The following is a 14,103-nucleotide window of genomic DNA, read 5'->3' as shown; positions in this document are numbered from 1 at the left end:
GTACTAATATTATTTTCAATCACCATGGTTACATTCCTTATTCAGTAATTTTATTTTAGCTAATTTAGGCTCTATTATTAACATATATATGACTAATAGAATACAGCCAAAACAAACTGATATATCTGCAATATTAAATATAGGCCATATTCTGAAATCAAAAAAATCTACTACAAATCCATAGGCAATTCGATCAATTAAATTACCTATCCCTCCTCCTGCAATTAATGCCATACTAAGTAGTAAAGTCCAATGAGAAGTTTTTCTGATTTTAATCATGGCAATTAAAACTATAATTGTTACTATCAAAGGGAAACCTATTAAAAATTCCGTTTGATTCTGAAACATGCTGAAAGCTGCTCCATGATTATGGATATATGTTATGTGAAATAAATCTCCTAATACAGGTATAGATTCTTTAATTTCCATATTAACTTGAATCAAATATTTTGATAACTGATCAAGTATTACTATAAATGCAATAATTATAAAATACATAGATAATATAGGAACATTAAGCTCCATCTCCCATTCTAAGATTAGTTATAGTTTTTTTACTACTCTCCACATTTAATTCAGAGGGTATTCTTATTTCATCAGCATTAGGTTTAACCTCTGTAAATCCCTTCAAATCTTCAAAATCATTTTCTACAAAAATTTCTTCACTTAGTATATCAAACTTTTCAAGTTCTGTTTCTAATAAACTTTTATATCTTGTTTTAAATACACTAAGCCTGTTTTTCATAGCAATTGCTTCTTCATTTAACCTTTCTACTGATTCTTTAGCTTCTCTTTGAATCAACTCAGCATCTAGTTCCGCATTTTTCAAAAGAATTTGAGCTCTTTTTTCTGCACTTGCTGAAATATCACCCATTAAAGACTTTGCAGCCTCTAAAGTTTCTAAAACAGCACCTTCTGAACCTTTATACTTCTCAACTTCTTTTTTTAAAACGTTTATTGCTTCTTTGTGCTTACTATTTTCTTCTATAATTCTTTCCAGGTCAGTTGTTATAAGATCAAGAAAAGCATCTACTTCTTCTTCTTTATAGCCTCTTATGTTCTTTGAAAATTTTTTATTTTGTATATCTAAAGGAGTAATCATAATCTATTACCTTCCTAACTTATATGGCAAATATTAATAACTTTACAATAAGCTTAGCTATAATATTAATTGCAAAAAAAGCAAAGATAATAGAAAAATCAAACATACCTGTATTATATCTGCTAAGAATTCTTCTAAATGGCGCAACAATAGGCTCAGTTATTTGTATAATAACCATATTAAACTTGTATAGAGAACTATTTACATTAGTTTGATATGGATTTACAAACCAGCTCAAAATTGCTCTTATTATTAGTAAAGTAGTCAATACTCCAGCAAATTTGTTTATAGCATAAATTAATATTTGCACAAATCTTTCCTCCAAACTTATCTCCACGGATTCTTTGATTCCGCTTTAAAATCAATACTTTTGTGGTCTACACTAGCAGCAACATCAACATTTTCAGGAGCAAATACAAAAATATTGTTAGCAACCTTTTGTACATTCCCGTTTAATGCATATGTAGCACCGCTTAAAAAATCAAAGATCTTTCTAGCAAGATCAGATTCTACTTTTTCCAAGTTAATAATAACTGGTTTTTTACTTTTTAAATTGTCTACTAATTTAGGACATTCATCAAAGGTCTTTGGTTCTATAACAACCATCTTAAACTGACTTGTAATTCTATTTTGCATTGCAATTACCCTGTTATCCTTTTCATTAATATCTTTTAATTCGGCTCTTGAGTGTGCGTAAGAATTTCTTGTTTCTACAGCTTTCCGCTCAATTGACGGTGTTGTTCTAGCTGGCTCCTCTACCTCATCATCATCTTCTTCTATCTCTTCAATGCCAATTAAAACTTTTAATTTAGAAAATAAACCGTCTCCCATTTCTAACCTCCGTAGTTAATATTTGTTATTATTTTATATAATTTCTTTGCCCGAAAATAGCTGTTCCTACTCTTATTAAATTAGAGCCTTCCATAATAGCTACTTCAAAATCATGTGACATTCCCATAGATAAGTATTTAAAATCACATCTTTCATGATTCAATTTACTATACTTATCAAAAAGTTGTTTTACTTGATTAAAATATACTCTAACATCTTCTGGATTTTCCTCAAAAGGAGCAATACTCATTAAGCCCCTAACTCTTATATTTTCACAAGTATCCAATATATTATTGATAAGCTCACCTGTTTCTTCTGTTGTAATCCCAAATTTACTTTCTTCTTGAGCAGAATTAACCTGAACAAGAATATCAATTGTTAGATTTTTTTGTTTTGCTCTGTGATCAATTTCCTGTGCTAATTTCAAAGAATCTACTGAATGAATTAAGCTGACTTTATCGATAATATATTTTACCTTATTTGTTTGTAAATGTCCAATCATATGCCATTTTACAGGTTTTACAAAATCATATTTATCCATTATTTCCTGTACTTTATTTTCACCTATATCTGTAACTCCTGCATCTATAGCTTCATTTATTTCTTCTGCAGTTCTCGTTTTAGTTACAGCAACAAGTAATACATCATCTTTTCCTCTTCCTGATTTTTGGGTAATTTCTTCTTTAATGTTATTAATTTTATTAAGATTTTCTTTTATTTTTCCCATTTCTATAACCTTCCCTCTATTTTAATTTGGTTTTTTTAAAATCTCGTCATAAACATTTACTGTCTCTACACGTTTTGAACCATTATCCGTATAAAAACAAGAAACTTCCACAAGGGAATATTCACCATCACTTGTAATAATTTTTACAGGTTTAAATACATATTCATCATTAACATCTTTTACATATACTCCAGTTTGATTATTTTCTGTGGTAATACTTTCATTTGGTATTGTAAGACCTTTATAATCTGCAGTAACTACTTGAGCTTCCGCTTTTCTAGCCTGTGCTAATTCTTTATAATACCTATTAAATTTCATAATAACCATCCACTCGCCTTGAGCATCCACTATATCGTATATTGTTCCTTTAACTTGTCCATATGTAAGATTCAAATATGCTTCTTTCCCTTTTTCATATTTAACGATATCTTGAGGCTTTACCCAAAATACAACATACCACTGCTTATTATTTACAATTTTATATAAAGGTTCCCCTGCAGCAGTAGCTTTTCTGTTCACACTTTGATAATCATATTTTAAATTCTCGACTTTGCTTTTACTTAAAAGTGTCATATTTTCCGGTGTAAATTCTGACTCATAACCATCAATGTAGAAACTTACCATTCCATTTGTTTGACTAACATACTTGCTTGGAGTTATGCCATATCCACCTAAAGGAATTTCTTCATTTGAGGCTTCCTCTTTGGCAGCATCATCGGCTGATGAAATATATGATTTCTTCATTTCTAATTTTTTAATAGTTAATTGATATTTTTCTATATCTTCCGTATTTTTTGAATCCTTTGCTTGTGTTAATTTTTCATTCATCTTTTTTATTTCAGTATCTATTTTTTTAATATCATCACTAAAAAGACTTTCCCCACCGTTATACTTATCAATTCTGTCCATTATTGTAGGCAGACTGCTTTTTTCTATATTCCCTGAGCCTTGTATTATATCTAATATTTTTACACCCTTTCGAATTTGTTCTCCTTCTTCAACATAATAATTAATATTACCTGATTTATTTGCTAAATAAACACTTTCATCACGTATAAAATAACAGGTAACATCATCTGTAACCTGTATACCTCCATATTCAAGAATAACAGTTTTCTTTAAAGCCCCTGTCAAATTCGGAAAAGCATAAATAATTAAAAACAATAATATTAATGCAACAAAAAACACATAAAACCCAATTTTCTTTTTATTTGACATCGTATTTCCTCATCTGTATTTTAATGTTTTAATTATATATGATATAACAACTTATTTCAATACTTAGAGGTGTAAAGGTTTTGTGATTTTATTACCTAAAATACCATAAATTTCTCCAATATTTTCCTTTCATCTTTCGTTAATTTATTTGACGATTCTATAAACTTTTTAAATAGATCTGGACGCCTCTCCTTTGTAATTTCTAATGATTTTTCAAATTTCCATAAATGTATTAATTTATGATTTCCGGATATTAAAACATCAGGGACTTCAAGATCTTCATATTTTCTCGGTTTAGTATATTGTGGATATTCAAGCAATCCAGAATATATAGATTCTTCATCATGAGACGCACTGCTTCCCAAAACTTCAGGAACTAATCTTGCTACAGCATCAATTAAAATCATTGCCGGCAGTTCTCCTCCTGTAAGTATATAATCTCCTACTGAAATTTCTTCCATATTCCAATAATCAATAATTCTCTGATCAATGCCTTCATAATGGCCACATAGTATTACAAGCTCTTCTTTTGAAGAAAATTCAGTAATTAATTTCTGATCTAAAATCTTACCTCTAGGTGACATATAAATAATTTTTTTCCTTTTTGCATGAATACTATTTAATGCATTAAATATAGGATCTGAGGTCATAACCATTCCTGCACCGCCTCCAAAAGGATAATCATCAACCCTCTTGTGTTTATCCAAACTATAGTCCCTAATATTTATTAAATTTATATCTAATATTCCCTTTTCTTTTGCTCTTCCTAAAATGCTTTCATCAGTAACAGGTATAAACATATTTGGAAAAAGAGTTAATACATTAATTTTCATGTTAATTCCTCATCTTCTCAAAACTTATTATAGTTCCATAAGACCTTTTATTAACCGAACTATCATAGTTCGGTTTGTCATATCTATTTTTAAAATGAAATTGTCAACTGCTGGAATTAAAAACTTATTTTTATTTTCCATTTCAATTTCATACAAATCCTGTGCTCTATTTTGTATCACATCACAAAGCACACCTATATAATTATTATCTTCATCATATACTAAAAGACCTTTTAAATCTTTTATATAATACGTATCTTTAGGAAGAATCCTTAATTCTTTTTCAGGAATATATAAATTCTTTCCCTTATATTTTTCTGCTTCTGTACGGTCATCAATTCCTTTTAGTTTAAGAATTACCATTTCTTTTATATATCTGACTTTAGAAATATTATAAGAGATATCTTCAATATAAAGTTCTTCTATTTCTTCAAATCTTTCCTTGTAATCAGAATAGTGATAAACCTTTAACTCACCTTTTAACCCAACTACATTTACAATTTGTCCAATTTTTATTTTCTCCATAATCCCCTCATATTAACAGTAAGGCACATATACCAAAATATATGTGCCACTAATGCAGTATTGCAGAATTCTGGCTATTGCACGATTTCTACTACCACTTTCTTATTTGCTTTTGTTGCCGCAGCTTTAACTACACAGCGTAGAGCTTTCGCAATTCTACCTTGTTTGCCAATTACTTTCCCCATATCATCGGGAGCAACTCGCAGCTCAATAACGATAGCCTGCCTTCCTAGAGTTTCTTTAACTTCTACAGCATCAGGATTATCTACAAGTGATTTCGCAATAGCTTCAACTAGATTAACCATTAGTATTCACCGCTTTCCTTATTCAATGATTCCTGATTTTTTGAATAAACTTTTTACAGTTTCAGTAGGCTGTGCACCATTAGAAATCCATTTCTTTGCTGCTTCACCGTTAATCTTAATTTCTACAGGTTCTACTAAAGGATTATAATATCCAATTTCCTCAATGAATTTTCCATCTCTCGGAGAACGAGCATCTGCTACTACAACTCTATAAAAAGGTTTTTTATGTGCACCCATTCTCTTTAATCTTATTTTTACTGCCATTATCTACACCTCCTTTTTGCTTGTTTTCTATGATATATGTTAAACTCAGTAGTTTCTGAATTTAAAATCCTTTAAAGAATTTATTCTTTTTAAATTTCGGAGCATTCGTAAATTGCTTCATCATTTTTCTTGCATCTTCATATCTTTTAATTAAGTTATTTATTTTACTTACAGGCTGTCCGCATCCTGCCGAAATTCTCTTTCTCCTGCTTGCATTTAAAATTTCTGGCTTTCTGCGTTCTTCCTTAGTCATAGATTGAATAATAGCTTCCATCTGCATAAATTCTTTTTCACTATTATCCAAATTAACATCTTTCATAGCCTTATTATTCATTCCGGGCATCATATCCATTATTTTAGCAAGACCACCCATCTTTTTTATCTGTCCAATTTGGTCAAGAAAATCTTCAAGAGTAAACTCATTTTTTTTGATTTTCTTTTCTAACTCGGCAGCTTTTGCATCATCAAAATTTTCTTGAGCCTTTTCAATAAGACTCATCATATCTCCCATTCCTAAAATTCTGGAAGCCATTCTTTCAGGATGAAATGGTTCTAATGCATCAAATTTTTCACCCATACCAATAAATTTAATTGGTTTCCCGGTAACCGTTTTAGCTGATAATGCAGCACCGCCTCTAGTATCACCATCCATCTTTGTCATGATTATACCATCAACACCAAGTTTTTCATTAAAGCCCTCTGCCGCATTAACCGCATCTTGCCCTGTCATTGCATCTACTACTAGAAGAATTTCGTGTGGTTTTATAGCTTTTTTTATACGAACTAACTCGTCCATTAAATCATCATCAATGTGAAGACGACCTGATGTATCTACAATCAATACATCATATCCTTTATATTCAGCTTCCTTCATCGCTTTTTCAGCAATAACTTCAGGTTTATTACAGTCACGCATTGTAAAAACAGGTATATCAACAGCTTTTCCTACAATTTCAAGCTGATCTATAGCGGCAGGTCTATATACATCACATGCTGCCATCATGGGTTTTTTACCATTCTTTTTCAAGTAATTAGCTAATTTACCGCAAGTAGTTGTTTTACCAGTACCTTGAAGACCGGCCATTAAAAGAACAGTAAAACCTCTGGGAGAATATGTTAACTTGCTGTTTGTTCCTCCCATTAATTCCACTAATTCATCTTTTACAATTTTAATAACTTGTTGACCCGGAGTTAAACTTGCTAAAATGTCCTGTCCCATAGATTTTTCTTTAACACTATTAACAAATTGTTTTACAACTTTAAAGTTTACATCTGCCTCTAATAAAGCCAGTTTAACTTCCCGCATAGCGTTATCAATATCTGACTCTGTAAGGACACCCTTACCCTTTAGTTTACCAAAAACTCCTTGTAATTTTTCCGAAAGACCCTCAAATGCCATAATGTCTCCTTAAATTTGAATATTAATTAAATTTACTTTATTTATCTTTATTTACTTACTATATTTATAATATAAATTATTTTAATTAATTTCAATCATTTAAATTATCTATTATATTTTTAATCTTTTTTAGTCTCTTTGTCAATTTATCATTTTGCATATTTTCACTAATAATTTCATTAATAGAATTATCAATATCTAAAACTGCTTTTTGTGTCTGTGAAAATTTTTTAATTAATTTAAGTTTATTTTCATACTTGTATAATGCTTTTTCTGATTTTTTTAAAGCATCATGTACACCTTGTCTGCTAATTTTAACTTCCTCAGCAATTTCCGCTAAAGACAAATTATCTTCATGATATAAAGTAAATATTTTTCTTTGCTTTTCTGTCAATAACTGTCCATAAAAATCATACAACATGTTAAGTTCTATCATTTTTTCAAATTGTACCATTTCAAAACCCTTTCAATATGACAAACATTTTACTTGACATCTTATATAAGATATCATAAAAAAAAACTGCTGTCAAGGTAAAAACTTGTCAGCAGTCAAATTATTTTCTATATCTTCATAAAGCATTAAATATCACTTTTTTATGATGTTTATTTTTTTAAAGCTTCACACATATAGCTAACTGGGAATTCATTTTCATTATTAACAATATTCATAATAGCAGAAACATCTCCACCACCTATATTACCTAGACTAATCAATCCATCAAAAGCTTTACTATTTAATAACATTCCTAAAAATGAAGTATCTTCATATAGTAAATCAACAACTTGGCAATTATCTAGTTTATAATCTTTTTTCATACTTTTAACAGCATCATCCATAGTGCCAATTTCATCAATAAGATTTAATTCAAGAGCCTGCCTTGCGGTATAAATTCTTCCATCTGCAAGCTTTTTAGTTTTTTCTATATCAATACCTCTTTCTTCTGACACAATTCCAACAAATTGTTCATATGACTCATCAACTAAAGATTGGAAAATACTTTCCTGTTCGGCGGTCATAGGCGTAACCGAGCTTCCCATAGCTTTATTTGCACCCGAGGTTATTGTTTTTGTTTTTACACCATACCTTTCAAGCAGCTGGGAAAAATCAAACAAAGTTCCTATAGTAACACCTATGGACCCTGTCCATGTATTTCTGTTAGCAATAATTTTATCTGCCGGTGCAGAAATGTAATATCCTCCAGAGGCAGCCATAGAACCCATTACAGAATAAACAGGTCTTTTTGTTTTTTCTTGATATTCTTTAATTTTAAAATAAAGCTCATCACTCTCGTAAACTCCTCCACCAGGAGAATTTACAAATATAATCAAACCTTTATTGTTACTGTCATGAATTAAATTATCTATTTTATCCAATGTCCATCTGTGTTGATAACTTAGTATTTGTCCGAAAGTATCTGTTTCTGCTGACGAGATAGTTCCCTCTACATATATAGTTCCTATATATGGTCCCGCAGGGGTTACATCTTTATCTGCTTTAAATAAAGTTTTTAATCCTACTCCTAAAATTATTAAAGCTATAATAATTATAGCAAATATAATCATTCCTTTTTTATGACCTTTTTTCCCTTTTACTTCTACTTCTCTTGTTTCAAATTGTGTATCGTTGTCCAAATTCATTAAAATTCCCCTTTCATTTCTTAATGTTTATATTTTCTACTTTTTTTATAAAAATGTCTAGTACTTTTTTTTAAAGATATAATTTTATGTTGACACCGTATTATCACATATAGTACACTAAGTACAGATACTTAAGTTCTAACCTGTATAAATAAATAAGCTAATAAAGGATTATAGGTTACCTTTATCAACCTAAATATAAATAAGGAGTGGTCTTTTATGTTTCAATTGGATTTAAAATCAAGAAAAACAATTTATGAACAAATAGTTGATAATATAAAAGAACTTATCATAACTGGTATATTAAAATCAGAAGATAAGCTTCCATCTGTGCGTGAACTTTCAAAAACGCTTACAGTGAATCCAAATACTATACAAAAATCCTACAAAGAATTAGAACATCAAGGATATATCTATACGGTATCAGGGCTTGGAACCTTTGTTTCTCCTCCAAGGGAAATTATTTATGATAAAAAAAATATAAATGAAATAAAAAGCCGTATTAGAAATGATATTAAAGAATTACTTTATTTAGGACTTTCACTGGATATTATCAAAGATATAGTAAACGAATTATTTGAAGAAAGGAGTGATTGGAAATGATTAAAATACAAAATCTAAATAAATTTTTTGATGATTTTAAAGTCCTTTCTGATCTTAATTTAAATGTAAAGAAAGGCTCTATTTATGGACTTATCGGAACTAATGGTGCTGGTAAAACTACTGTCATTAAACATCTGACAGGCGTTTTAAAGCCCGACTCAGGTAACGTTTTAATAGAAGATAAAAAAGTTTATGAAAATAAGGAAATAAAAGAAAGATTAGGATTTATTCCTGACGATTTATATTTCTTTTCATCTTATAATATAAAAGAATCTGCAAAATTTTATAAATCAATATATCCAAACTGGAATCAAGAGCGTTATGAACATATGATAAAACAATTTAATCTTAATGAAAAACGTAAACTCTCTAAATTTTCAAAGGGAATGCAAAAACAAGCCGCATTTATTTTAACTATGTCAGCTATGCCCGACTATTTAATACTGGATGAACCTATAGACGGTCTAGATCCCATTATCAGAAAATTAGTTTGGAGATATATAGTAGAAGATGTAGCTGAAAGAGAAATGACCGTTCTCGTTTCCTCTCACAATCTACGTGAATTAGAAGGTATTTGTGATTGTATCGGGATCCTTTCAAAAGGGGAAATGATTATCGAACGTGATCTTGATGAATTAAAATCTGACATTCATAAAATTCAAGTTGCTTTTAAAAATACTATGGAAAAGCCTTATTCCGGATTAAACATTTTGCATAAAGAATCAAGAGGAACTGTTGATTTACTCATTGTAAGAAACAAGAAAGCTACAGTAGAAGAAATTATTAATGAAAAAAATCCTGTTGTTTTTGATTTACTCCCGTTATCACTTGAAGAAGTCTTTATTTATGAATTAGGAGGTGGAGACAGTGAAATTGAAAGCATCATATTTTAGTATATCAATCCCTTTAATAAAGGAGAATTTAAGACGTTTTTGGTCAATTCCTGTTTTATCATTCTTAGTATACTTTTTTTCTGGAATTTTCCCAATAATGATGTCTTATAAAAAGCTTAATTCTTTAGCTAATTACATAGATATATCTTTATCCAATCAACAGCCGTTTTATATGTTTGCACATCTTTTATTTCCAATTATAACTTCAGTATTAGTATTCAAGTATTTGCAAGGAATCAGCTCTGTATCTATGATGCATGCTATGCCCTTTACAAGAATGAAACTTTATAACAGCAATTTTATTTCAGGATTAATTTTAGTTACTATACCAATGCTGCTTAACGGATTAATTTTAATCATAATAAGTAAGCCTGTTTACAATCAATATAGTAATAACTATGGTTTAATAACAGATACTTCTGTAAATATATTTTCTAGAGCTGCAATTTGCAGCTGGATATGGGAATCATTTTTAATTATTCTAGTAATTTATGCAATTTCGGTCTTTGCAGGTATTGTGACGGGGAATTCTTTAATGCATCTTGCAACAGCGGCAGGGTTTAACTTCCTTGCTCCTGGTCTATATGCTATATTTGTTACTTATTTTACATACTTTTTATTCGGTTTTGAGCCGACTGGGAATTGCATAGATACAGGTATGAAGTTATCTCCTTTTATTTATTCAATCATAAAAGAAGACAATTTTAAAATTGGTTTACAAATATACTATATTCTTTTATTTATTGCATTTTATATAATACCAGCAATTTTATACAGTAAAAGGAAATTAGAACGTGCCACAGATACTTTAGCATTTAAATTTATGCACCCTATTATAAGTTATTTAATTACTTTTTTAGGTATGACTGCATTAGGTTTTTACTTCTATGTTTTAGAAAATTCAAATTTATATTTATATGCTGGATTTACTGCTGGTACAATTATTTTCTTTATAATTGGCCGGATGATTGTAAAAAAAACACCAAGAGTTTTCAATTTAAAGAGTTTAAAAAATTTAGGGATATATGCTTTAATTGCAATACTTTTTATTATTTCATTAAATTTTGATATAACAGGATTTGAAAAGAATATTCCAAAAGCATCAAAGGTTCAATCTTTCTCTGTCACAGATAGCTTTATTAATAGATATTTACCTCTTTATGCTTATAAAAATAATCGTAATCATAAGTCTATTCTTAAACTTAAAGATTCTGATAATATAAAAGCTATTATTAACTTTCATGATTCTGTAATAAATAATAAAGATCAATTTTCACCAAACGATTATTTAAATACATTAACAGATTCGATTTCTTTTTCATACTACAAAGATAATTCAGATTTTATGAGTAGACTATATGAATTAGATTATAACTATTACAGTAAAAACCTTTATTTAAAGCAAATCTTTGAATCTAAGGAATTTAAAGATTATTATTCACTTAAAAATTTTGACTATGAAAAGATTAAACAAATTGAAATTACAGGTAATTCTTCTGATATTGGCATAACACTTACAAATGAATCAGAGATTAGTGAGTTTTTAAACATTATAGAAAAAGATTATCAAAATCAAACATACGAAGACATGCTGAGCCTAAAACATAATTATGCTAATGCAAGTATTAATTACAGCTACATTAATAAGGATCCTAAAGCTGGACCAATAGGTAAAATTATAAATAGAAATTTTTATGACATTAATATTGGATATCATTATAAAAACACAAGAAATTGGCTTAAAGAGCATGGATACTCTTCTAACCTTGAAGAAAATATTGATCGCATTGCATACATATCCATATGGCACTATAAAGGAAATTCAGAAAAGAAAAAAGACATATACCAAGATGAAGAAGAATATAATATACCTATTTTGCATAAAAATGAAAAAACATTAAAAATAGAAGATCCAACTAAAATTAAATCCATATTAAATAGTTATGAAAACACTAATATTAATTATAATGATTATTACTATGGTCAAATAATATATAAACCTGAAAAAGATCTTAATTATATTGATGAAAATTTACCATATGAAGAAATGGGAATTTATGAAGATTATGAGAAAAATGATGATTTAATTTACTTCAACGGAGATAATATTCCAAGCTATATAATAGAATATTTTAAGTAATAAATTAATAAAAAGCAAAGGGGTTTTTTATAAATTTAAAGGGCTGATATACTAATATTAATTGTTAGTGTACTCAGCTCTTTTTTTATCATTTTCCATTTTTTAAAAGTAATCTGTTTTTAATGAATATCATATGATATAATGATTCCTATGATTGAGACAGCGTTGCTGTAAGGTAGGAATCATTGAATCATGCTTGGTATTTTGTGTCATGTTATAATGATAAAAAAGTAATTATATAAAGGAATAATAATTTATGATATATGATGTTATAATTATCGGTGCCGGAGCATCAGGATTATTTGCAGGTTCATCTTTGAAATCGCCTGTTAACGGTTTAATTATTGAAAAAAATAATTCTCCGGGAAAAAAGATTTTAATGGCTGGAGCAGGTCAATGCAATATAACGCATGGCGGCAGCATAAAAAATTTCTTATCACATTATGGAAATAATGGCAAGTTTATTCGAAGTATTCTATATCAATTTAACAATAAATCTGTAATGGAATTTTTTTCTCACCGTAAAGTACCTATTTTTGAGCGGGAAGATGGAAAAATATTTCCAAGTTCTCTTAAGAGTAACGATATTCTTAATACTCTTATTGAATCTTGTAAAAATAATGGATTAAAATTTATTTACTCTTCTCCTGTTTCTGATATTTATTTAAACAGTAAAGAGAAAATATACAAAGTAACTTGCAACTCTAAAACTTATCTTACTAAAAAAGTAATTGTCGCAACTGGTGGCTGCTCTTACCCTTCTTCCGGCTCAGATGGTAACTTTTTTAAAGTTTTAAGCAATATGAATATTAACTCTACAGAAATGAAACCTGCTTTAGTACCTATATATGTTAAAAGCTACCCTTATTCCTCTTTATCAGGAATTTCATTTTTAAATGCTACTATTACTGTTTTTAAAAATAATTGTTCCTCCAAAAAAGGAAAAGAATTATTAATGAAACATGCAGAAAATAAAGATGACCTTTTACTTACTCATAATTGTTTTTCAGGTCCAGCTATTTTAAATATTTCAAGATATGCTGATAACGAAGATATTATTTCCATAAATTATTTCCCGGGAAAATTACCGGAAATTATTCTAAATGAATTAAAACAATCTATAATAGGTAGTTCAAAACAAACTATCACTTTATTGTATGATTATTTTAATCGGAATGAGTTAAATTTATCTGCCCTAATTCCTAAAAGATTTTTAGAAACTATCTGCTCAAGAATACAACTTAAACCTTCAAAAAAAGTATCTCAATTGTCAGGATCTGAGTTAAATTCATTAGTTAATTTAATTACAAAAGATACTTATACTATCAGAAATTTAGGTGACTACAATACCGCTATGGTAACAAGCGGAGGTGTTTACCTTGATGAAATTAATCTAAAAACTTTAGAGTCAAAGAAGTATCCTAATTTATTTATTATAGGAGAAGCCTTAGATATCGATGGAGATACAGGAGGCTATAATTTACAATTTGCCTTTTCAAGCGGATATTTAGCAGGAAGACAAATTTAATTTTCTTATAGTTGAAATTCATAAAAGCATAAATATATCGATACGCTCCCCTTTATAGTAAACAGTATAAAGGGGAGCGTATTTTTATTGGACAAAA

17 protein-coding genes are annotated in these 14,103 nt (G+C 28.9%); 4 read left to right on the top strand and 13 right to left on the bottom strand.

The genetic code is table 11. The features are described 5' to 3' along the window. Positions 1-15 precede the first annotated feature (15 nt). From lspA to sppA, 13 genes are all read right to left on the bottom strand, one after another. The gene (gene lspA, locus K292_RS0101085; protein ID WP_207637149.1) at positions 16-525 is read right to left on the bottom strand and encodes a signal peptidase II; all 510 of its coding nucleotides are present in this window, start codon (positions 523-525) and stop codon (positions 16-18) included. Then, entirely contained in the window at positions 515-1,102 is a 588-nt protein-coding gene (locus K292_RS15495) for a DivIVA domain-containing protein (protein WP_051280107.1), read from the bottom strand. Before K292_RS15495 ends, lspA begins: the two co-directional genes overlap by 11 nt. 19 nt (positions 1,103-1,121) lie before the next feature. Then, complete coding sequence (locus K292_RS0101075) at positions 1,122-1,412, bottom strand: YggT family protein (RefSeq protein ID WP_027398280.1); 291 nt, start codon at positions 1,410-1,412, stop codon at positions 1,122-1,124. A 17-nt stretch (positions 1,413-1,429) separates the two neighbouring features. Then, complete coding sequence (locus K292_RS15490) at positions 1,430-1,933, bottom strand: cell division protein SepF (protein WP_051280105.1); 504 nt, start codon at positions 1,931-1,933, stop codon at positions 1,430-1,432. A gap of 28 nt (positions 1,934-1,961) precedes the next feature. Next, positions 1,962-2,660: a YggS family pyridoxal phosphate-dependent enzyme gene (locus K292_RS0101065; protein WP_027398279.1), complete on the bottom strand. Its 699-nt coding sequence runs from the start codon at positions 2,658-2,660 to the stop codon at positions 1,962-1,964. 21 nt (positions 2,661-2,681) lie between these two features. Further along, positions 2,682-3,878 carry an HlyD family efflux transporter periplasmic adaptor subunit gene (locus K292_RS0101060; RefSeq protein WP_027398278.1) on the bottom strand — a complete coding sequence of 399 codons (1,197 nt, stop codon included), beginning with the start codon at positions 3,876-3,878 and terminating at the stop codon, positions 2,682-2,684. Between the two features lie 95 nt (positions 3,879-3,973). Beyond that, a complete protein-coding gene (gene trmD, locus K292_RS0101055) occupies positions 3,974-4,711 on the bottom strand; it encodes a tRNA (guanosine(37)-N1)-methyltransferase TrmD (protein WP_027398277.1) in 738 nt (245 codons plus the stop codon). Between the two features lie 27 nt (positions 4,712-4,738). After that, positions 4,739-5,236 carry a ribosome maturation factor RimM gene (gene rimM, locus K292_RS0101050; RefSeq protein WP_051280103.1) on the bottom strand — a complete coding sequence of 166 codons (498 nt, stop codon included), beginning with the start codon at positions 5,234-5,236 and terminating at the stop codon, positions 4,739-4,741. A 74-nt stretch (positions 5,237-5,310) separates the two neighbouring features. Then, positions 5,311-5,541: a KH domain-containing protein gene (locus K292_RS0101045; protein WP_027398275.1), complete on the bottom strand. Its 231-nt coding sequence runs from the start codon at positions 5,539-5,541 to the stop codon at positions 5,311-5,313. 18 nt (positions 5,542-5,559) lie between these two features. After that, positions 5,560-5,805, bottom strand: a complete 246-nt coding sequence (gene rpsP / locus K292_RS0101040) for a 30S ribosomal protein S16 (protein ID WP_027398274.1) — start codon at positions 5,803-5,805, stop codon at positions 5,560-5,562. A gap of 61 nt (positions 5,806-5,866) precedes the next feature. After that, positions 5,867-7,204 (bottom strand): signal recognition particle protein, encoded by a 1,338-nt coding sequence (ffh, locus tag K292_RS0101035; protein WP_027398273.1) that lies wholly within the window; start codon positions 7,202-7,204, stop codon positions 5,867-5,869. 91 nt (positions 7,205-7,295) lie between these two features. After that, the gene (ylxM, locus tag K292_RS0101030; RefSeq protein WP_027398272.1) at positions 7,296-7,658 is read right to left on the bottom strand and encodes a YlxM family DNA-binding protein; all 363 of its coding nucleotides are present in this window, start codon (positions 7,656-7,658) and stop codon (positions 7,296-7,298) included. A gap of 149 nt (positions 7,659-7,807) precedes the next feature. Then, positions 7,808-8,842 carry a signal peptide peptidase SppA gene (gene sppA / locus K292_RS15485; protein WP_051280101.1) on the bottom strand — a complete coding sequence of 345 codons (1,035 nt, stop codon included), beginning with the start codon at positions 8,840-8,842 and terminating at the stop codon, positions 7,808-7,810. A 219-nt stretch (positions 8,843-9,061) separates the two neighbouring features. Between sppA and K292_RS0101020 the strand changes: the two genes are divergently transcribed. The 4 genes from K292_RS0101020 to K292_RS0101005 all read left to right on the top strand — a co-directional run bounded on the left by K292_RS0101020 (position 9,062) and on the right by K292_RS0101005 (position 14,006). Then, positions 9,062-9,445 carry a GntR family transcriptional regulator gene (locus K292_RS0101020; protein WP_027398271.1) on the top strand — a complete coding sequence of 128 codons (384 nt, stop codon included), beginning with the start codon at positions 9,062-9,064 and terminating at the stop codon, positions 9,443-9,445. Beyond that, entirely contained in the window at positions 9,442-10,338 is an 897-nt protein-coding gene (locus K292_RS0101015) for an ABC transporter ATP-binding protein (protein WP_027398270.1), read from the top strand. Before K292_RS0101020 ends, K292_RS0101015 begins: the two co-directional genes overlap by 4 nt. Next, positions 10,313-12,478 carry a sulfite exporter TauE/SafE family protein gene (locus K292_RS0101010; protein WP_027398269.1) on the top strand — a complete coding sequence of 722 codons (2,166 nt, stop codon included), beginning with the start codon at positions 10,313-10,315 and terminating at the stop codon, positions 12,476-12,478. Before K292_RS0101015 ends, K292_RS0101010 begins: the two co-directional genes overlap by 26 nt. Before the next feature lie 256 nt (positions 12,479-12,734). Then, a complete protein-coding gene (locus K292_RS0101005) occupies positions 12,735-14,006 on the top strand; it encodes a BaiN/RdsA family NAD(P)/FAD-dependent oxidoreductase (protein ID WP_027398268.1) in 1,272 nt (423 codons plus the stop codon). The last annotated feature ends 97 nt before the right edge of the window (positions 14,007-14,103 follow it).

Source organism: Anaerovorax odorimutans DSM 5092 (assembly GCF_000426305.1).
Lineage (GTDB): Bacteria > Bacillota > Clostridia > Peptostreptococcales > Anaerovoracaceae > Anaerovorax > Anaerovorax odorimutans.
Note: the sequence above shows the minus strand (reverse complement) of the source record. Positions and strands in the feature narration are given on the sequence as shown.